Here is a 20429-nt window from a genome sequence, read left to right as displayed (position 1 = left end):
CGTATGCACTCCATTTCCCGTTCGGCGGCACGCCGCCGCACACCGCTGCACGTCCTGGCCGCCGTCTGCGCCGGGTTGACGCTCCTCGCCGGCTGACCCGGCCACGGCGCCCCGTGGCCGGGGCTCAGTAGGCGGCGAGGACGTCGATGACGAACGCCAGCGTGTCGTCCTTCTCGATGCCCGAGGCGGCGTGTCCCTTCGCCCCGTACCCGTCCTTCGGCGGGATCACGACGAGCACCCGGCTGCCGACCCGCTGCCCGACCACGGCCTTGTCCCAGCCCTTGATCATCTGACCGGCTCCGGCCACCGCCGAGTCGGGGCGTCCCCGGGCGCGCGTGGACTCGAAGACCTTGCCCGTCCGCCAGATCTGCCCCAGGTCGTGGAAGACGACGAGCTGGTGCGCCTGGACCGGCGGCCCGGCGCCCTCGATGATCGTCTTCACCCGCAGCCGGTTCGGCGGCGCCGTCGAAGGGATCTTCATCGTCGGCGTCGACCCGGCGGTGACCTGCGGGAGCGCCCCGTCGGTCTGCGGCAGCGACCGGCCCTGCGCGCTCGCGCCGTTGTGGTACGTCGCGATCACGTCGAGCACGAACACCATGGAGTCGGCGGCGCCGATCTGCCACGGCGCGTACCCGCTCGACCCGTACCCCTGACTCGGCGGGATCACGGCCAGCACCCGGCCGCCCGGCCGCTGTCCCTCGAGGGCCTTGTTCAGGCCCGTGACCAGGCGACCGTAGGGGAAGATGGCGGGCCGCCCGGCCTCATAGCTGCTGGCGACCAGTTTGTGGTCACCGCCGTTCCAGCGGTACCCGACGTAGTCGGCGACCACCAGGTCGCCGTCGGTGACCGCCGAGCCCTTCCCCTTCCGCAGCGTGTCGACCTTCAGCTTCCCCGACGGGGCGGACGCCGGAATCGTCACCGTGGGCTGGCGGCCCACGACCCCGGCGACCTTCAGACCCTCGGGCAGACCGCCCCCGCTGCACGCCGCGGCGGCGACGAGGGGAAGCACGGCCAGCGCGGCGACACGCCGCATGCGCGAACCTCCGGACACCGGACGATCAGTACGAACCGAGGACGTCGACGACGAACACCAGGGTGTCGGTGCCCTTGATGCCACCCTGCGGCGAGCCCTTCGAGCCGTACCCCTCCTTCGGCGGCACCACGAGGAGCACCCGGCTGCCGGCCTTCTGACCGACCAGGCCGGTGTCCCACCCCGGGATGACCTGCCCGACGCCGATCGGGAACGACGCGGGCTCGCCGCGCTGCCACGACGAGTCGAAGACCTTGCCGTCCCGCCACAGCACCCCGTGGTACTGCGCGATCAGCGTCTGCCCCTTCTGCACCGCCGGGCCGTTGCCCTGGATCAGGGTCTTGACCTGCAGCTTGTCGGGAGCGTCCGCAGACGGGATCTTGACCGTCGGGGCGGCGCCCGCGCCACCGGTCACCGCCGGCAGCTTGGGATCGTCGAGCTTCTGCGGCGTGCCCTGCGCCGACGAGGTCTTGCCGAAGCTGTTCAGCACGTCCACCGTCACGACGAAGTCGTCGGTCTTGGCCAGCTGCAGCGACTGGGCGATCTGGTCACCGACCTCCTTGTACGGCAGGGTCATCACCAGCCGCGTCCCCGCCTTGCGCCCGGTGATCGCCTTGTCCAGCGTGGTCAGCCCGGTCAGCTGACCGGCCTGACCCACGATCGGCTGCTTCTTGCTGTAGGTGTTCAGCAGCTCCTTGCCGCCGCCCTTGGCGCCCCACTGGTAGGCGACCACCTGCGCGACGACGAGATCGCCGTTGGCCACGGCCCTGCCGGAGCCGGACACGACCTCCTTCATCTGCTGCTTCACGGGCGGCTTGTCCTTGGGCACCTTCACCGACGGCGCCTTGCCGAACGCGCCCGTCACCTTGACCGACGGCTCCGGGCGGGTCTCGTACCAGACCGCCGCCCCGGCCACCAGCGCCACCAGGACCACGGTGGCCGTCGTGTACAGGATCCGGCGGCGCTTCGCCTGGGCCCGCGTGCCCGACCGGGGGGCGCCGCGGCCCTTGGCGCCCAGCGCGTGCGGCGTGAACTCGCTCCGGCTGATCTCCTTGGCCGCCGGGATCTTCAGCTTGATCGGATCCGGATGGGCGAACCGGCTCTTCGGCTCGTCGTCGGCCTCGGTGTCCTCGGCGCCCGCCGACTCCGCCGCACCCGCGGCCTCGACGACCGTGTCCTTCGCGTCCTCGTCCTGGGCCTCGGCCTCGGCCCGCTTCGCGGCGTCGTCGTCGCCCGCGGCGGCCGTCGCGCCCTCCTCCTCGGACCGCTCGGCCGCCTCGGCGTCCTCCGTCTCGGGCCGCTCGGCGGCTCCGGGCTCGCCGCTCGCCGTGGCGTCCGCCGCGGAGGCGTCCCGCCCCTCGGCGTCCTGCGGCTCGTCCGTCCGCGTCTGCTCGCGGCCTTTGACTTCAGACATCTTCTCCACCGTTCCGCGGTTCGACGACTAGCGCGACAAGGCCCCCACCCTGTCAGCGGGCATCTAAAGGTAGCGTGAGAACGCCGCTACATTCCCGCGATCAGCTTGTCGACGCGATCATCGACCGAACGGAACGGGTCCTTGCACAGGACCGTCCGCTGCGCCTGGTCGTTCAGCTTCAGGTGCACCCAGTCGACCGTGAAATCCCGCCGCTTCTCCTGCGCCTTGCGGATGAACTCCCCGCGCAGCCGCGCCCGCGTCGTCTGCGGCGGCACCGACTTGGCCTGGAAGATGTCCAGGTCCCTGGCCACCCGCTCGACGGCGCCCTTGCGCTCCAGCAGGTAGTACAGGCCCCGGCCCCGATGCACGTCGTGGTACGCGAGGTCGAGCTGGGCCACCCGCGGCGAGCTCAGCGGCAGATCGTACTTGTGCCGATACCGCTCGATCAGCTGGTACTTCGTCACCCAGTCGATCTCGCGGGCCACCAGATCCAGATCGCCCGTCTCCACGGCGCGCACGGTCCGCTCCCACAGGTCGAGCACGCGCAGCACCACCGGGTCCGCGCCCCGCCGGTCGATGAACTCCCGCGCCTTGTCGAGATACTCCTTCTGGATCTCCAGCGAGCTGGCCTCCCGGCCGTTGGCCAGGCGCACCTTGCGCCGGCCGGTCATGTCGTGGCTGACCTCCCGGATCGCCCGGATGGGGTTCTCCAGCGTCAGGTCGCGCATCACGACGCCCGCCTCGACCATGCGCAGCACCAGGTCGGTCGCGCCGACCTTGAGCAGCATGGTCGTCTCGCTCATGTTCGAGTCGCCGACGATGACGTGCAGCCGGCGGAAGCGCTCGGCGTCCGCGTGCGGCTCGTCCCGGGTGTTGATGATGGGCCGCGAACGCGTCGTCGCCGACGACACGCCCTCCCAGATGTGCTCGGCGCGCTGGCTCACGCAGTACACCGCGCCGCGCGGCGTCTGCAGCACCTTGCCGGCACCGCAGATGATCTGGCGCGTCACGAGGAACGGGATCAGCACGTCGGCCAGGCGGCCGAACTCGCCGTGCCGCCCGACGAGGTAGTTCTCGTGACACCCGTAGGAGTTACCGGCCGAATCGGTGTTGTTCTTGAACAGGTAGATGTCACCCGCGATGCCCTCCTCACGGAGGCGCCGCTCGGCGTCGACGAGCAGACCCTCCAGGATCCGCTCCCCCGCCTTGTCGTGTACGACCAGTTCGTCGACGCTGTCGCACTCGGGCGTCGCGTACTCAGGATGACTGCCGACATCGAGGTACAGCCGTGCCCCGTTGCGCAGGAACACGTTGCTGCTACGGCCCCACGAGACGACCCTGCGGAAGAGGTACCGGGCCACCTCGTCGGGTGACAACCGCCGCTGCCCGCGAAAGGTGCACGTTACGCCGTACTCGTTCTCCAACCCGAAGATGCGCCTATCCACATCCGCAAGGCTATGCGTCCGAAGGCCGCCGTTGGTAGAGATCAGGTTGCGGTATGCGACGACCCGCCTCGCGGTCGGCCGCTCCGACGGCCGCACGAGGGCGCCACACGGGCGGATCGGCGTCCGGTCGGCACGCCGGCGGCCGCGACGGATCGACGACCGGTTCCGCGTACGACGGCACCGGCCTTTACGTTGTAGATCACAAACAGCGACGCCCACCCGCCGCGCTCATTCCAGGGCGCGGCGGACGGGCGCGCACGTCACTCCGCGGTCGCGTCACCCGACTCGGAGCCGGACTCGGCCTGCGCGCTCCCGGCGCCGGCCTCCTCCAGCAGGGCCCGGATCCGGGTCGGCGGCAGCCGCCGGAACAACCGGTGCGTCCGGTTCCGGTCCAGCACCGCGACCTCCAACTGCTCGGCCTCCAGATGCCGGTCGGCGTCCTGCCGCTCCAGCGCCCGTACGCCCAACCGCAGCGCCTGGGCCAGCGACAGCCCCTCCTCGTAGTGCTCCTGCAGCCCCGCCGCGACCTGGTCGGCCTGACCGCCCATCGCGACGTAACCGTGCTCGTCGGCGACCGACCCGTCGAAGGTCAGCCGGTAGATCTGATCCGAGGCGGCGTCCTCGCCCAGCTCCGCGACGACGAGCTCCACCTCGTACGGCTTGTTCATCTCGGTGAACACCGTGCCCAGCGTCGTCGCGTAGGCATTCGCCAGACCCCGCGCGGTGACGTCCCGGCGGTCGTACATGTACCCGTTGACGTCGGCGTAGCGCACGCCCGCCTGACGGAGGTTCTCGAACTCGTTGTACTTGCCGACCGCGGCGAACGCCATCCGGTCGTAAATCTCGCTGATCTTGTGCAGCGCGCGGGACGGATTGTCCGCCACGAACAGGATGCCGTCGTCGTACTGCAGCACGACGACGCTGCGGCCGCGCGCGATGCCCTTACGCGCGTAGTCGGCCTTGTCCTTCATCTGCTGTTCGGGCGACACGTAGAACGGCATGGACACCGGTGGCGTTCCTTACTACTCGTTCACTACTCGAGACCGCGGACGTTACAGCAGCGGAGCCGACGGCCCGCCGGGCGAACGCATCCGCCCCTCGACGACCCGCTCCGTCAGACCCCCGACCTCCTCGTCCGGCAATCGCCGGTACCCGTCGGCCGTCACCACGGCGACCATCGGGAAGATCCGGCGGGTCAGGTCCGGTCCACCGGTCGCCGAGTCGTCGTCCGCCGCGTCGTACAGCGCCTGGATCGAAGCGACGACCGCGTCCTCCTGCGACAGCTCCGGCCGGAACAGCTTCTTCAGCGCGCCCCTGGCGAACACCGACCCCGAGCCGATGCTGTAGAAGTCGTGCTCCTCGTAACGCCCGCCCGCCGGGTCGTAGCTGAAGATCCGCCCCTTGTCCTGATCCTCGTCATAACCGGCGAACAGCGGCACGACGACCAGGCCCTGCAGGGCCATGCCCAGATTGCCGCGAACCATCGTGGCGAGCCGGTTGGCCTTGCCCTCCAGCGAGAGCGTGCGGCCCTCCATCTTCTCGTAGTGCTCCAGCTCCACCTGGAACAGGCGCACCACCTCAAGGCCGATGCCCGCGGTGCCCGCGATCGCGACGGCGGAGTACTCGTCGGCGCGGTAGACCTTCTCGATGTCCCGCTGGGCGATCACGTTGCCCGCGGTGGCCCGCCGGTCGCCCGCCATCACCACACCGCCCGGGAACGTGATCGTGACGATCGTTGTGCCGTGCGGGATCTGGTCCCCGGCCGACACCCCGGCCGGCAGCTCACGCGACCCCGGCAGCAGCCCCGGCGAGTACGACGACAGGAACTCGGTGAACGACGGGGGGCCCTGGCTCATGAACGCGCCCGGCAGACGCCCCGGCGCGGAACCTTGCGACGTCACACGACTCCTTCCAAAGGCAGCGGATGCTATGCGCCTCCGCAACTCAGACCCTACTGTCACTGTGACGTCAGGCGCATACCGCGTGATCCCTGCCCTCGTCCGCCCAGGGCGAACCCGACCGCGTCAGTCAGCGGCCGTCAAGGCCCACTCCGGCGGCCCCAGCGGCTCTCGCGGCAACGCGTCGCGATCCGGAAACCCCGGATCACTCAGATCGAGCGCCGGAAACCGCTCCTCCGCCGGCTCCGGGCCCGCGAAGATCACATGCGTCTCCCACGGATCCTTGGGCGCATCGCGGACACGGGCGTCGAGCACCGCGAAATCCCGATCCGGCCAGTCATCCCTGACGAACGGCTGGGATCGCCGAACCTCTGCCACCTCGAACGTTCCGTCGATTCCGGGCCGCAGGCCGAGTAGCCCTCCCGTGAGGTACTCGATCGCTCGCCTCAGCACCCACGGGTCGTCTTTGAACTGCCCCAAAGCAACGTTGCAGTTGAAGCAGAGGACCCCACGGCGTTCACCTGTGACGTGGTCATGGTCGACATGCTCTGCCGCCGCCTTCATACAGATGAGACAGCTACCGCCTTGCTCAGCGATCAGGCGCTGCACGTCCTCGGGCGTCAGGCGATGCGTCCTCTTGAGATAGTCACGAGCGCTCCGCGCGTTCTTACACTCCCGGCAATAGGAGTTGTAGCCATCACGGCTGCGCTTGTTACGCCCCCACTCATTCAAAGGCCTGACCCTTTTGCAGCCGGGACACCACTTGTGACCCTCGGGTGCTTCCACCCGCTCCCGAACTGCCTTACCCTGCCGCTCTCGTCGCTTGCGGTACGCCTCCTTCTCCCGCCGCGAGACGCAGTCTCGACAGTAAAAGCCGAGGCCATCAGGCCGCTTGACGTTCCGCCGGAACTCTGACGCAGGCTTTTCTAACCCGCAGTCCGGGCAGAGCTTGGCGGCGGGGGTAAATCCGGACATATCCTATTATTCCCCGCCCTTCTGGACATAGCTACGAACGAACTCTTCTGCGTTCTCTTCTAGTACTTCGTCGATTTCGTCCAGGATTGCGTCGACGTCGTCGGTGAGCTTCTCCTGGCGCTCCTGGACGTCCTCGCTGGGCGCGGTCTGGGTCTCGTCGACCTCTTCCTCGCGCCGGGTCGTCTGCCGCTGGCCGCCGGTGTCCCTCGTTGCCATGGATGATCCTCCCGTTCGTGCCGAGACCTTGACTCTATCGTCGGCCACCGACGCGGAGTGGATCACTGGGCGTGCGCCACGCCGATCGGCGGTTGGTCTCCTGACGCCGTTATCGCCGGTGGCCATCGCCGCGAAACGGTCATACCCGTCACAACTGTGCAGCGATCACAGCCGCACCCCGCCTCAGCGGCCGCCCGCACGCCGGCCGAGGAGGGGGTACGGGCGGGTGCGGGTCACTCGCCGGTGAGGGCCGCCACGAGGTCGGAGGCGGTGCGGCAGCGGTCCAGGAGGCTGCCGACGTGTGCCTTGGTGCCGCGCAGCGGCTCCAGGGTCGGGACTCGCTGCAGCGACTCACGGCCCGGCACGTCGAAGATCACCGAGTCCCAGGACGCCGCCGCCACGGAGTCGGCGTACTGCCGCAGGCACCGGCCGCGGAAGTAGGCCCGGGTGTCCTCCGGCGGATCCTCGATCGCCGAGTCGACCTCGGCGTCGCTGACGATCCGCTCCATGCGGCCGCGGGCGGCGAGCCGGTTGTACAGGCCGCGGTCGGGGCGGACGTCGGAGTACTGCAGGTCGACGAGCTGCAGCCGCGGGTGGGACCAGTCGAGCCCGTCACGGGTGCGGTAACCCTCGAGCAGCTCGAGCTTGGCGACCCAGTCGAGCTCGCGGGACAGCTGCATCGGGTCGTCGCCGAGCCGTTGCAGGACCGACTCCCAGCGGTCGAGGACCTCGACGGTCAGGTCGTCGGCGTCGCCGCCGAAGCGGTCCTCGACGTACTTGCGAGACTGCTCGAGGTACTCCATCTGGAGCTGGACCGCGGTCATCTTCCGGCCATCGCGCAGCGTGAGCAGGTGCTTGCAGCTCGGGTCGTGGGAGATCGCCCGCAGGGTCGCGACGGGCATGTCGACCGACAGGTCGACGGTGAGGAAGCCGTCCTCGATCATGGCGAGGACCAGCGCGGTGGTGCCGAGCTTGAGGTAGGTCGAGACCTCGCTCATGTTCGCGTCGCCGATGATGACGTGCAGCCGGCGGTACTTCTCCGGGTCGGCGTGCGGCTCGTCGCGGGTGTTGATGATGGGGCGTTTGAGGGTGGTCTCCAGACCGACCTCGACCTCGAAGAAGTCGGCCCGCTGGCTGATCTGGAAGCCGTCGCCGCGGCCGTCCACGCCGATGCCGACGCGGCCGGCGCCGCAGACCACCTGCCGGGTGACGAAGAACGGTGTGAGGTGCCGGACGATGTCGGAGAACGGGGTCTCCCGGCGCATGAGGTAGTTCTCATGGCAGCCGTAGGAGGCGCCCTTGTTGTCGGTGTTGTTCTTGTACAGCTGGATCGGGTGGGTGCCCGGGACGCGGGCGGGGCGGGCGGCGGCGTCGGCCATGACGCGCTCTCCGGCCTTGTCCCAGATCACGGCGTCCCGGGGGTTGGTGCACTCGGGCGTGGAGTACTCCGGGTGGGCGTGGTCGACGTAGAGCCGGGCCCCGTTGGTGAGGATGACGTTGGCCAGCCCGAGATCCTCGTCGGTCAGCTGGGTGGGGTCGGCGACCTCGCGGGCCAGATCGAAGCCGCGGGCGTCGCGCAGCGGGTTCTCCTCTTCGAAGTCCCACCGTGCCCGCCTGGCCTTCGCCGCCGACGCCGCGAGGTACGCGTTGACGACCTGCGAGGAGGTCACCATCGCGTTGGCCCCTGGCTGACCGGGCACGGAAATGCCGTACTCGGTCTCGATCCCCATCACCCGCCGCACGCTCATAGGTCTGAGCCTAATGCGCGATGGGCGTGGTCCTGTGCGGCGCGGCGGGATCGTGATGCGAAACAGGGCGGGGGTGGAGAGGCCGGAACCGGCCGTGAACGGCCTCAGCGGCCGTCAGGGCAATGGCCGGGGCAGGATGGGCCAAGACCCGGGTCAACCCGTGGTCATGGCGTGGTGAGCTCGTACGGCCGTTCTGGGGCGCGGCAGAGCGCGGCGGGACGTGCAGGGAAATCCCGAAACGCCGCGTGGCGGCCGGAATCGGATTCCGGCCGCCACGGGTTTCTTCGTCGGTCAGAGGTACTGCCCGGTGTTCGCGACGGTGTCGATCGAACGCCCGGCCTCGGTGCCCTGCTTTCCGGAGACGAGGGTGCGGATGTAGACGATCCGCTCGCCTTTCTTCCCGGAGATGCGGGCCCAGTCGTCGGGGTTGGTGGTGTTGGGCAGGTCCTCGTTCTCGCTGAACTCGTCGACGCAGGCGGCGAGAAGGTGGGTGACCCTCAGGCCCTTCTGCCCGCTGTCGAGGAAGTCCTTGATGGCCATCTTCTTGGCCCGGTCGACGATGTTCTGGATCATCGCGCCGGAGTTGAAGTCCTTGAAGTACAGGACTTCCTTGTCGCCGTTGGCGTACGTGACCTCGAGGAAGCGGTTCTCCTCGGTCTCGCTGTACATCCGCTCGACGACACGCTGGATCATCGCGTCGACGGTGGCCTCCGGAGAGCTGCCGTGCTCCTTCAGGTCGTCGGGGTGGAGCGGCAGGCCCGTGAGGATGTACTTGGAGAAGATGTCCTTGGCGGCCTCGGCGTCCGGACGCTCGATCTTGATCTTCACGTCGAGCCTGCCGGGGCGGAGGATCGCCGGGTCGATCATGTCCTCCCGGTTGGAGGCGCCGATGACGATGACGTTCTCCAGGCCCTCGACGCCGTCGATCTCCGACAGCAGCTGGGGGACGATGGTGTTCTCGACGTCGGATGAGACGCCGGATCCGCGGGTGCGGAAGATGGAGTCCATCTCGTCGAAGAACACGATCACGGGGGTACCCGCGGAGGCCTTCTCGCGGGCCCGCTGGAAGACGAGGCGGATGTGCCGCTCGGTCTCACCGACGTACTTGTTGAGCAGCTCCGGGCCCTTGATGTTGAGGAAGAAGCTCTTCCCCTCGGCTCCGGTCTTCTCGGCGACCTGCTTGGCGAGGGAGTTGGCGACCGCCTTGGCGATAAGGGTCTTGCCGCAGCCGGGCGGGCCGTACAGCAGGACGCCCTTCGGGGGACGGAGCTGGTGCTCGCGGAACAGGTCGGCGTGGAGGTAGGGCAGCTCGACGGCGTCGCGGATCTGCTCGATCTGCGGGCCGAGGCCGCCGATCTCCTGGTAGGAGATGTCGGGGACCTCTTCGAGGACGAGCTCCTCGACCTCCGCCTTGTGGATCTTCTCGTAGGCGTATCCGGATCGGGTGTCCAGCATGAGCGAGTCGCCGGCGCGCAGGGCAACTCCGCGCAGGGGCTCGGCCAGCTTGACGACGCGTTCTTCGTCGGCGTGGGCGATCACGAGGGCGCGTTCGCCGTCTTCGAAGGCCTCCTTCAGCATCACGACCTCGCCCTGCGTCTCGAACTCGAGAGCGGCGACGACGTTGAGCGCCTCGTTGAGCATGACCTCCTGGCCACGCTGCAACTCGTCGATCTCGATGCCCGGACTGACGTTCACCCGCAGCTTGCGGCCGCCGGTGAAGATGTCGACCGTGCCGTCCTCGCGGGCGGCGAGGAACGTTCCGAAGGCCGACGGGGGCTGTGCGAGCCGGTCGACCTCCTCCTTGAGGGCGATGATCTGCTCTCGGGCTTCCTTGAGGGTCGCCACGAGACGTTCGTTCTGGCCCGTAACCGCGGCCAGACTTGCCTGCGCCTCGTGAAGGCGCTCTTCGAGTACACGAACTTGTCGGGGGGACTCCGCGAGCTTGCGGCGCAGCACGGAGATCTCCTCCTCCAGGAAGGAGACCTGCGTCTGGAGGTCGCGGACCTCCTTTTCGTGCTGCGCCTTACGCGCCCCGGCATCGTCACGAGCGGCCACGCTCGTCACCTCCTCAGGCAGAGACGACGACCTACCTGAAACCCTACCTATCCCGAGCGCCTCCGTAACCTGGCCCAGGGGTACTCGTGTCGTGGCGTGGGAACCATGTTCTGGATGAAGTGGCAGGTCTCCGGGGCGAAGGACCTTCGGCGGAACCCCCCGGTCCTGGGCAAAAAGATCGCTGCCGGGGCTTGACGGCGCAAGTTCTGGCGTCCGGACGGGGCCGGGCGGGGTGGAGAGATTCTCGTCACTCTCCGGACAGATCGGCTTCGGCGGCCGGTTCCCGGGGGGTCGTCTCGGTCGTCTCGGCCGTCTCGCCGTGGGCGCCCTTGGCGGGGCGGCGGCGCCGTGCCGGGGGGCGTACGCCGTCGGCGAGCCGGCGGGCGGTGGCGAGGAAGCCGGTGTGGCCGACCATGCGGTGGTCGGGCCGGACGGCGAGGCCTTCGACGTGCCAGGAGCGCACGAGGGTCTCGAAGGCGTACGGCTCGGCGAAGTTGCCGTGCTCGCGCAGCGCCTCGACGACGCGGGACAGCTGGGTGGTGGTGGCGACGTAGGCGCAGACCATGCCGCCGGGGACGAGGGCCTTGGCGACGGCGTCGAGGCATTCCCAGGGGGCGAGCATGTCGAGGACGACGCGGTCGACGTCGGTGTCGGTGAGGGCGTCCTCGAGGGAGCCGACGGTCAGCCGCCAGGCGGGGTGCGGGCCGCCGAAGTAGCCCTCGACGTTGGCGCGGGCGATCTCGGCGAAGTCCTCCCGGCGCTCGTAGGAGGAGACGGTGCCGTGCTCGCCGACGGCGCGCAGGAGCCAGCAGCTGAGCGCGCCGGACCCGGCGCCGGCCTCGACGACGCGCGCGCCGGGGAAGATGTCGGCGGCGGCGAGGATCTGGGCGGCGTCCTTGGGGTAGACGACGGCCGCGCCGCGCGGCATGCGGAGGGTGTGGTCGGCGAGGAGGGGGCGGAAGGCGAGGTACTCGGTGCCGCCGGAGGACCGGAAGACGCTGCCTTCGGGGCTGCCGATGATCTCGTCGTGCGGGATGGAGCCCTTGTGGCTGTGGTAGACCTTGCCGGGCTGCAGGGTGACGGTGTTGATGCGGCCCTTGGGGTCGGTGAGCTGAACCCGGTCGCCGGGGCGGAACGGCCCGTGCGGGACCTTGGGCATGCGGGAACCGGCGGTGGAGGGTTCGGTCATGTTCTAAGGCTACGGCCTCGCGACGGTCCGGCTGACGTCCTCGGCGGCGAGCACGCCGTACAGCTCCCCGGTCGGCTCGACGAGGAGGTACTCGGTGGCGGGGGTGCGCTGGATGGCGGCCAGGAGGTCTTCGCCGGAGAGGTCGGCGGGCAGGACGAGGCCGGGGTCGAGGGTGCGGGTGAGGGTGGCGGTGTCGACCCAGGGACGGCGGTTCTCCGGGGTGGCGTTGACGGCGCTCTCGCTGACGATGCCGAGCGGGTCGCCCTCGTGCCCGACGACGACGATGGCGCCCGCCCGTGCCTCGCGGGCGCGGCGGACGGCCTCGGCGAGGGGCAGGTTCTGCGGGACGCGTACGGCGCGGCGGGCGAGGGCGCGGGCGTTCAGGAGCGGGATGCGTTCGCGCAGTTCGGCGACCCGGATGGCCTCGGTGGCGCCCATCCAGATGAACGACGCCACGAGGGCGCCCCACAGGACCGTGAGCCATCGGTCGTCGCCGGTGACGGACATGGCGGCGCTGAGGGCGAGGACGGCGATGGCGACGGCGCGGCCGATCCAGCCGGCGGTGACGGTGGCGGCGCGCTGGCGGCCGGTGAGCTTCCACACGCCGGCGCGGACGATGCGGCCGCCGTCGAGAGGCAGGCCGGGCAGCAGGTTGAAGACGCCGACGATGAGGTTGGCGACGGTGAGCGCCTCGACGAGGAGTTCGGCGACCGGTGGCAGGCTCGCGAGGTGGAGGACGGCGTAGCCGCCTCCGGCGAGCGCGAGGGACAGCGCGGGACCGGCGGCCGCGACGGCGAACTCGCGGCCGGGGGTGCGCGGCTCTCGCTCGATCTCGGAGACGCCGCCGAGGACGTGCAGGGTGATGGCGCGTACGGGCAGGCCGAACCCGCGGGCGACGACGGAGTGGCTGAGCTCGTGGACCAGCACGGACGCGTAGAGCAGCACCGCGTACAGGAAGGCGACGAGGAAGCTCTGCGGCCGGTCGACGATGCGCAGCGCGGTGGGCTCGAACATCACGGTGATGATGATCGCGACGATGAACCAGGTCGGCGAGACGTACACCGGTATGCCGAACGGCCGTCCCATGAGGATGCCCGGGCGGCGGGAGGGACCGCGGTCGCGGGGGGTGCTGTCTGCCACGGGGGGAATGCTACGCGTCCGGCCGTCAAGGGGACCTAAGGGCGTCGGACCCGATCCCGGCCCGGGGCGGCGGGCATGTTCCGGCGCGATTCTGTCGCCGGTCTCCCCTAGGGTTGCGGTCATGACGGCCATCGAGACCGGCGCGGCGTCCTCCGGCGGCGCCAGCGTGATCGGCACGTTGTCCCCGTCGCGGGCGGGCGATTTCATGACGTGCCCGTTGCTGTACCGCTTCCGGGTGATCGACCGGATCCCCGAGCGGCCGAGTCCGGCGGCCGTGCGCGGCACGCTCGTGCACGCGGTGCTGGAGCGGTTGTTCGACATCCCGGCGGCGGAGCGCACGCCGGCGGCGGCGCTGGAGCTGCTGGGGCCGGAGTGGGAGCGGCTGCTGGCGGAGGAGCCGGAGCTGGCGGACCTCTTCGACGGCGCGGACGTCGAGGCGGCGCGCGCGGAGTGGCTGGCCGAGGCGCGGGCGATGGTCGAGCGTTACTTCGTGCTGGAGGACCCGCGGCGGCTGGAGCCGGCGAACCGTGAGCTGTACGTGGAGACGGTCCTGGAGTCGGGCCTGCAGCTGCGCGGCTACATCGACCGGCTGGACGTCGCCCCGACCGGTGAGGTCCGGGTGGTCGACTACAAGACGGGCAAGGCGCCCCGGGCGGACTTCGAGGCGCGGGCGCTGTTCCAGATGAAGTTCTACGCGCTGGTGCTGTGGCGGTTGCACGGCACGGTGCCCCGGTTGCTGCAGCTGATGTACCTCGGCAACGGCGAGGTCCTGCGCTACTCCCCCGACGAGGCGGATCTGCGCGCGACCGAGCGGAAGGTCGACGCGCTGTGGCAGGCGATCCGCCGGGCGATGGACTCCGGCGAGTGGCGGCCGCGCAAGAGCCGGCTGTGCGACTGGTGCGACCATCAGCAGCGCTGCCCGTCGTTCGGCGGGGAGCCGCCGCCGCTGCCGGTGGTGGGCGGCGGGACGGGGACGCCGCGGGACGAGGTCTCGCCGCGGGATCCGCGCGACGACGTGTGAGGTCCGGCGTCGCCTGGCGGGCGGCGGGAAAATGAGGTGACCGGGCGTCCGGCGACCGGCATGATCGGCTGATATGAGCCGGAACGAGACGCCGCGGTCGGCGGGCGGGACCGCCCCGGACGTGTACATCTCGGCCGACGTGGAGGCCGACGGCCCGATCCCGGGCCCGTACTCCATGATCAGTTTCGGGCTGGCGGTGGCGGGGACGTACGACGGCCGGACGTTCGAGCGTCGGGACCCGGAGGCCGCGACGTTCTACGCCGAGTTGCGCCCGATCAGTGACGAGTACGACGCGGCCGCGCTGGCGGTCAGCGGCCTGGACCGCGAGCGGCTGCTGCGGGAGGGCCGTGATCCGGCGGCGGCCATGTCGGCGGCGGCCCGGTGGGTCGAGGCGGTCGGCCGCGCGGAGGGCGGCAAGCCGGTGTTCGCCGCGTATCCGCTGGGCTTCGACTGGATGTTCCTGTACTGGTACTTCGTACGGTTCGCCGAGACGGGGTCGCCGTTCGGGCACTCGCGTTTCCTCGACCTGAAGACGCTGTACGCCGCCCGGTCCGGGGAGACGGTGACCCGGTCGGTGAAGGGGCGGATGCCGCGTCATCTGCTGTCCCGGCGGCGGCACACGCACCACGCGCTGGACGACGCGGTCGAGCAGGCCGAGCTGTTGCAGAACCTGATGGCGTGGGACGGCGCCCCGGCCCGATGACCTCCCGGCCGCCCGAAGCAGTAGCCTCCCCGCCGTCCGGGGCGATGGCCTCCCGGCGGCTCGAAGCGACGGCCTCCCGGCCGCCCGGAGCCGTAGCCTCCCCACCGTCCGGGGCGATGATGCCCGGGTCGGCCGGTCCGAGGACCTCTCCGCCGCCCGGGACGGCGCCCTCCTCCCGGAGGAGGAGAAGGGATCCACGCGCAGGAGGGGACCACATACGGTCACACGCCCTAACGTGTGGGTGTGTCCGAGCTGATCCGTGGTCGCCGCGCGTGGCTGGAGGCGCATCCGATCGCGTCGGATGCGCTGATGTCCGTGCTGCTGACGGTGACCTTCATCACCGCGATGGTGCTGCAGGGAGGCGACGGCGCGCCCAAGGGGCCGGACGTCTTCAGCGTGGGCCTCAGCGGCGTGGCCCTGCTGTCGCTCACGATGCGGCGGCGGCTGCCCGTCTCGGTGCTGGCGTTCATGGTCGGTGTCTGCGTGCTGCTGACGGCGATGGGCTATGACATGTCGGCGCCCGCCGTGGCCGTGCTGATCGCCACCTACACCCTCGCGGCGCATCGCGGGCTGGCGACGAGCCTGTCCGTGGGCGTGGTGACGCTGCTGGTGTTCATCGCGCTGCTGGCCGGTGTGGGCGCCGATTTCTGGCCGGCGGTGAGCAACACGATCCTGTTCGTGGGCGTCTGGTGGCTGGGGCGGAGCCTGCGGCTGCGCCGGGCGTACCTGAACGAGCTGGAGGCCCGGGCGCGGCGGCTGGAGCGGGCGCGGGAGGCCGACGCGCGGGCGGCGCGTACGGAGGAGCGGTCGCGGATCGCGCGGGAGCTGCACGACGTGGTCGCCCATCACGTCAGCGTGATGACCGTCCAGGCCGGCGCGGCGCGGCGGATCCTGGAGCGCGACCCGGACGCCGTACGCGACGCGCTCACGACCATCGAGCAGATGGGGCGTACGGCGCTGGGCGAGATGCGGCGGCTGGTGGGGGTGCTGCGGACGGAGGCGGAGCCGGTGCGCGGTGAGCTGTCCCCGCAGCCGGGGGTGAGCGAGGTGGGCGAGTTGGTCGACCACCTGCGGGAGACTGGGCTGCAGGTGCAGCTGTGGATCGAGGGTGAGAGCCGGTCGCTGTCGCCGGGCGTGGACCTGGCGGCGTTCCGGCTGATCCAGGAGGCGCTGACCAATACGCTGAAGCACGCGGGTCCGCAGGCGCGCGCCTGGGTGCGGATCCACTACACGGACCGGCAGCTCATGGTGGAGGTCGAGGATGACGGTCGGGGATTGGCGGCCGGGCTCGGCCAGGACGGCAGCCGTGGGCATGGGCTGGTGGGCATGCGTGAGCGTGTCGCCCTCTATGGTGGCGATCTGCGGATCGGGCCGCGTTCCGGTGGTGGGTTCGAAGTCCGCGCCCGTTTCCCGTTGGAGGTCTAGGTGACGATCAGGGTGCTCCTCGTCGACGATCAGCCGCTGCTGCGCACGGGCTTCCGGCTCATCCTGGAGGGTGAGCCGGACATCGCGGTGGTGGGCGAGGCCGGCGACGGCGCCCAGGCCGTGGAGCTCACGCGGACGCTCCTGCCGGAGGTGGTCCTGATGGACATCCGGATGCCGGGTGTGGACGGGATCGAGGCGACGCGCCGGATCGTCCGGGAGGGCGCCGCGACCCACGATCCGCGGGTGCTGATCCTGACGACGTTCGACCTGGACGAGTACGTCGTCGAGGCGGTGCGGGCGGGGGCCAGCGGGTTCCTGCTGAAGGACGCGCCGCCGGAGGACCTGGTGACGGCGATCCGGATCGTGGCGAACGGCGACGCGATCGTCGCGCCGAGCGTGACGCGGCGGCTGCTGGACAAGTTCGCGACGCGGCTGCCGGCCGTGCGGGAGACCGCGCCGCCGCGCGGGCTGCGGATGCTGACCGAGCGGGAGCTGGAGGTGCTGCGGCACGTCGCCCGCGGGCTGTCCAACGCGGAGATCGCGGCGGAGCTCGTCGTGAGTGAGACGACCGTGAAGACGCACGTGGGCAACCTCCTGGCCAAGCTCGGGCTGCGCGACCGCGTGCAGGCCGTCGTCTTCGCGTACGAGACGGGTCTCACCCAGCCGGGCCAGAGCTGAGGCCTTCCGGCAGATCACCGGATCTGCCGGAAACCCCCAAGGCCGTGTCCTCCCGGAGGAGGAGACGGCGCGGACGCTCCGTCTGCGGGTGGAACCGGCCTCCGTTCGCTGGGCCGACGAAACCGCTCACCTCGGGTCTTAGTCTCATGCGAGACAAAGCACCGTATGTGAGCAGGGAGTACTGTTCCGTGCCTGATATCCCCTCCCCCGTGACCGAGCCTCCCGGGCCCGTCGCCGTCGCACCGGCCGCGCGCGCCGATCGGATCGTCAAGGAGTACGGCCGGGGTGACGCGAAGGTCGTCGCGCTGAACGAGATCTCGGTGGATCTGCCCGCCGGCCGGTTCACCGCGATCATGGGGCCGTCGGGCTCGGGCAAGTCGACGCTCATGCACTGCATGGCGGGGCTGGACTCGGTGGACTCGGGGCGGGTCTTCGTCGGCGACGTGGACCTGACCCGGCTGGACGACAAGCGGCTCACCCGGTTGCGGCGGGATCGGATCGGCTTCATCTTCCAGGCGTTCAACCTGGTCCCGACGCTGACGGCGCTGGAGAACATCACCCTGCCGCTGGACATCGCCGGCCGGCGGCCGGACCAGGCGTGGCTCGACACCGTGGTCGACTCGATCGGGCTGCGTGACCGGTTGTCCCACCGGCCGAGCGAGCTGTCCGGCGGCCAGCAGCAACGGGTGGCGTGCGCCCGCGCGCTGGTGAGCCGCCCGGAGATCATCTTCGCGGACGAGCCGACCGGCAACCTGGACTCCCGGTCCGGGGCCGAGGTCCTGGCGTTCCTGCGGAACGCCGTGCGGGAGATGGGGCAGACGGTCGTCATGGTGACGCACGACCCGGTGGCGGCCGCCTACGCGGACCTCGTGCTGTTCCTGGCCGACGGGCGGCTGGTGGACCAGATGCAGGATCCGACGGCCGAGAAGGTGCTGGAGCGCATGAAGGGCTTCGAGCTGCCGGGGGCCGGTTACCGGTGATGCTCAAGGTCACCGCGCGCAACCTCGTGGCGCACAAGATCCGCCTGGCGCTGACGGCGTTCGCCGTGGTGCTGGGTGTGGCGTTCGTCGCCGGCACGCTGGTGTTCACCGACACGATGGGCCGGCAGTTCGACCGGCTGTTCTCCCGGACCGGCAGGGGCGTCGCGGTGGAGGTCCGCCCGAAGAAGGTCGTCGAGTCCGATGACGGCGCGGCGGCGCCGACGCTGCCCGCGTCCCTGGTCGCGACGGTCGGCCGGGTGCCCGGCGTGGCGCGGGCGCACGGCGGGGTGACCGGCTTCGCCGCGGTCGTCGGCAAGGACGGCAAGGTGGTCGGTGGGTCGGGACCGCCGCAACTGGGCGTCGACTGGGACCCCGGCGACCGGAACCTTCCCATCACGGCCGGGCGCGGCCCGGCCGGTCCGGGTGAGGTCGCCATCGACCGGCAGACGGCGGAGAAGGCCGGTCTGAAGGTCGGGGACCGGGCCCGTGTCGTCATCCAGGGGCCGCCCCAGTCGGTGACGGTCGTGGGGACCGTCGACTCCGGCAGTCTCATGGGCGCGACCGTCACGGCCTTCGACCAGGGCACCGCGCAGCGACTGCTGCTGCGACCCGGCCGGTTCAGTGACATCACGGTCGCGGCGCGAAAGGGCGTCTCGGAGACGGCGCTGCGCGACCGGATCCAGCGGGCGCTCCCGTCGCCGGACTACGAGGCGATCACGGGTGCGAAGCTGCGCGAGGAGAACAAGAGCCAGGTCGCGACCATCATGTCGTTCATCCGGACGGCCCTGCTGATCTTCGCGGTCATCTCGATCTTCGTCGGCGCGTTCATCATCTTCAACACGTTCTCGATGCTGGTCGCCCAGCGGTCCCGGGAACTGGCGCTGCTGCGCGCGGTCGGCGCCTCGCGCCGGCAGGTCACCCGCGCGGTGCTCGGCGAGGCGGTCGGCGTCGGCCTCGTCGGCTCGACCGTGGGGCTGGGCGCCGGCGTGGGCCTGGCGGTGCTGCTGCGGACGCTGTTCAACGCGCTCGGCGCCGACCTGGGCGGCGGGCTGGCGTTCACCTACCAGCCGGTCCTGTGGTCGTACGTCGTCGGCATGGTCGTCACGGTCGTGGCCGCCTACTTCCCCGCCCGCCGGGCGGCGAGGATCCCGCCGGTCGCCGCGATGCGCGACGACGTCGCGATGCCGCAGCGGTCGCTGCGGATCCGGGTCGTGGCAGGGTCACTGGTGACCGCCGCGGGGGCGGTCCTGGGCGGGCTCGGACTCGGCGGCTCCGGCGCGGCGCTGCTGGGCGTGGGCCTCGCCCTGGTGTTCCTGGGCGTGGCGATGCTCGCGCCGGTGCTCGCCCGTCCGGTCGTGCGGGCGCTCGGCGTCGCCTACCCGCGGCTGTTCCGGACGCCGGGACGCCTGGCGACGCAGAACGCCCTGCGCAACCCGCGCCGTACGGCGGCCACCGCGTCCGCGTTGATGATCGGGCTGGCCCTCGTCAGCGGGATCAACGTGATGAGCGCGTCGGCGAAGGCGTCGATCTCCCGGCAGGTCGACCGGGGCTTCGCCGCCGACTACATGGTCACCGCGGCGGAACGGGTCTTCAGCCCGGCGGAGCCGGCGCGGGCGGTACGGGCCGCGCCGCGGGTCGAGCAGGTCACGGCCCTGTACTCCGGCCGGTTCGCGGCGGGTGGCCGGACGAGGTCGTTCGTGGCCACCGACCGCCCCGCCGACCTGGAGCGGGCCGCCCGGCTGTCGCTGGTGTCGGGCTCGACGGACCTGGGCCGGGACGGCCTCCTGGTCGACCGGCCGACCGCGACCTCGGACGGGCTGCGGGTGGGTTCGACGGCCGGCGTCCGCTTCCCCGACGGGAGCACCGCCTCGGTGCGGGTCGCCGGGATTTACGCCAGGAACCCCCTGGTCGGGTCCCGGGTGCTGGCGCTGCCGGCCTACCTGGCGCACACGGACCACCCCACGGGCGTCGCCCTGATGGTCAACGTCACCAAGGCCGACACCGCCACGAAGAAGGCCGTCGAGCAGGCGCTGAGCGCCTATCCCGGCCTCAAGGTGCAGGACCGGTCGGACGTGAAGAAGAGCGTCCAGCGGGGCGTCGACCAGTTCGTGCTGCTGCTGACCGCGCTGCTGGCCCTGTCGATCGTCATCGCCGCGCTGGGGATCATCAACACGCTCGCGCTGTCGGTGATCGAGCGGACGCGGGAGATCGGGCTGCTCCGGGCGATCGGCACGAGCCGCCGGCAGACGCGGCGGATGATCCGCCTGGAGTCGGTGCTAATCGCGGCGTTCGGCGCGGTGCTCGGCATCGGCATCGGCGTGGTCGCCGGGATCGGCTTCCAGCGGGCGCTGCGCGGCCAGGGCCTGAACGTCCTGAGCGTGCCGGTCGCCACCCTGATCGGCTACCTCGTGCTGGCCGCGGTCATCGGCGTCCTGGCGGCGCTGTGGCCGGCCTGGCGCGCCTCCCGCATGGACGTGCTCAAGGCCATCGCCTTCGAGTAGGCCGGCGGCAC

The 20429-nt window shown here is 70.8% G+C and carries 17 protein-coding genes; 6 read left to right on the top strand and 11 right to left on the bottom strand.

Translation table 11 applies throughout. The features are described from left to right. Positions 1–124: 124 nt before the first annotated feature. From AB0K82_RS18655 to AB0K82_RS18605, 11 genes are all read right to left on the bottom strand, one after another. A complete protein-coding gene (locus AB0K82_RS18655; protein WP_364398357.1) occupies positions 125–1033 on the bottom strand; it encodes an FKBP-type peptidyl-prolyl cis-trans isomerase in 909 nt (302 codons plus the stop codon). A gap of 25 nt (positions 1034–1058) precedes the next feature. Further along, positions 1059–2444 (bottom strand): FKBP-type peptidyl-prolyl cis-trans isomerase, encoded by a 1386-nt coding sequence (locus tag AB0K82_RS18650; protein ID WP_364398355.1) that lies wholly within the window; start codon positions 2442–2444, stop codon positions 1059–1061. 86 nt (positions 2445–2530) lie between these two features. After that, complete coding sequence (gene pafA, locus AB0K82_RS18645) at positions 2531–3889, bottom strand: Pup--protein ligase (RefSeq protein ID WP_252783541.1); 1359 nt, start codon at positions 3887–3889, stop codon at positions 2531–2533. 260 nt (positions 3890–4149) lie between these two features. After that, entirely contained in the window at positions 4150–4890 is a 741-nt protein-coding gene (prcA, locus tag AB0K82_RS18640; RefSeq protein WP_364398374.1) for a proteasome subunit alpha, read from the bottom strand. Between the two features lie 51 nt (positions 4891–4941). Then, positions 4942–5745 (bottom strand): proteasome subunit beta, encoded by an 804-nt coding sequence (gene prcB, locus AB0K82_RS18635; protein WP_364398373.1) that lies wholly within the window; start codon positions 5743–5745, stop codon positions 4942–4944. 168 nt (positions 5746–5913) lie between these two features. Continuing rightward, the gene (locus AB0K82_RS18630) at positions 5914–6762 is read right to left on the bottom strand and encodes an endonuclease VII domain-containing protein (protein ID WP_364398353.1); all 849 of its coding nucleotides are present in this window, start codon (positions 6760–6762) and stop codon (positions 5914–5916) included. Between the two features lie 6 nt (positions 6763–6768). Further along, positions 6769–6978, bottom strand: coding sequence for a ubiquitin-like protein Pup (locus tag AB0K82_RS18625; RefSeq protein WP_345346741.1), 210 nt, complete (start codon positions 6976–6978; stop codon positions 6769–6771). A 233-nt stretch (positions 6979–7211) separates the two neighbouring features. Next, positions 7212–8726 carry a depupylase/deamidase Dop gene (gene dop / locus AB0K82_RS18620; RefSeq protein ID WP_364398351.1) on the bottom strand — a complete coding sequence of 505 codons (1515 nt, stop codon included), beginning with the start codon at positions 8724–8726 and terminating at the stop codon, positions 7212–7214. A gap of 291 nt (positions 8727–9017) precedes the next feature. Continuing rightward, entirely contained in the window at positions 9018–10790 is a 1773-nt protein-coding gene (gene arc, locus AB0K82_RS18615) for a proteasome ATPase (protein ID WP_364398350.1), read from the bottom strand. A gap of 238 nt (positions 10791–11028) precedes the next feature. Next, positions 11029–11970 carry a tRNA (adenine-N1)-methyltransferase gene (locus tag AB0K82_RS18610; RefSeq protein ID WP_364398349.1) on the bottom strand — a complete coding sequence of 314 codons (942 nt, stop codon included), beginning with the start codon at positions 11968–11970 and terminating at the stop codon, positions 11029–11031. A gap of 9 nt (positions 11971–11979) precedes the next feature. Next, positions 11980–13110 carry a site-2 protease family protein gene (locus tag AB0K82_RS18605; RefSeq protein WP_364398347.1) on the bottom strand — a complete coding sequence of 377 codons (1131 nt, stop codon included), beginning with the start codon at positions 13108–13110 and terminating at the stop codon, positions 11980–11982. A gap of 121 nt (positions 13111–13231) precedes the next feature. Between AB0K82_RS18605 and AB0K82_RS18600 the strand changes: the two genes are divergently transcribed. The 6 genes from AB0K82_RS18600 (at position 13232) to AB0K82_RS18575 (ending at position 20418) form a co-directional block, all read left to right on the top strand. Further along, complete coding sequence (locus tag AB0K82_RS18600; RefSeq protein ID WP_364398345.1) at positions 13232–14131, top strand: PD-(D/E)XK nuclease family protein; 900 nt, start codon at positions 13232–13234, stop codon at positions 14129–14131. A 73-nt stretch (positions 14132–14204) separates the two neighbouring features. After that, the gene (locus tag AB0K82_RS18595; protein ID WP_364398343.1) at positions 14205–14834 is read left to right on the top strand and encodes an exonuclease; all 630 of its coding nucleotides are present in this window, start codon (positions 14205–14207) and stop codon (positions 14832–14834) included. A gap of 243 nt (positions 14835–15077) precedes the next feature. After that, complete coding sequence (locus AB0K82_RS18590) at positions 15078–16259, top strand: sensor histidine kinase (RefSeq protein ID WP_364398341.1); 1182 nt, start codon at positions 15078–15080, stop codon at positions 16257–16259. Then, complete coding sequence (locus AB0K82_RS18585) at positions 16260–16937, top strand: response regulator transcription factor (RefSeq protein WP_364398339.1); 678 nt, start codon at positions 16260–16262, stop codon at positions 16935–16937. Between the two features lie 209 nt (positions 16938–17146). Beyond that, entirely contained in the window at positions 17147–17917 is a 771-nt protein-coding gene (locus AB0K82_RS18580; RefSeq protein WP_364398337.1) for an ABC transporter ATP-binding protein, read from the top strand. Then, positions 17917–20418, top strand: coding sequence for an FtsX-like permease family protein (locus AB0K82_RS18575; protein WP_364398335.1), 2502 nt, complete (start codon positions 17917–17919; stop codon positions 20416–20418). The genes AB0K82_RS18580 and AB0K82_RS18575 overlap by 1 nt, the downstream gene beginning before the upstream one ends. The last annotated feature ends 11 nt before the right edge of the window (positions 20419–20429 follow it).

Origin of the sequence: Actinoallomurus sp. NPDC052274, assembly GCF_040679475.1 — a bacterium.
Lineage (GTDB): Bacteria > Actinomycetota > Actinomycetes > Streptosporangiales > Streptosporangiaceae > Actinoallomurus > Actinoallomurus liliacearum.
This window is presented reverse-complemented; position numbering and strand designations above follow the sequence as displayed.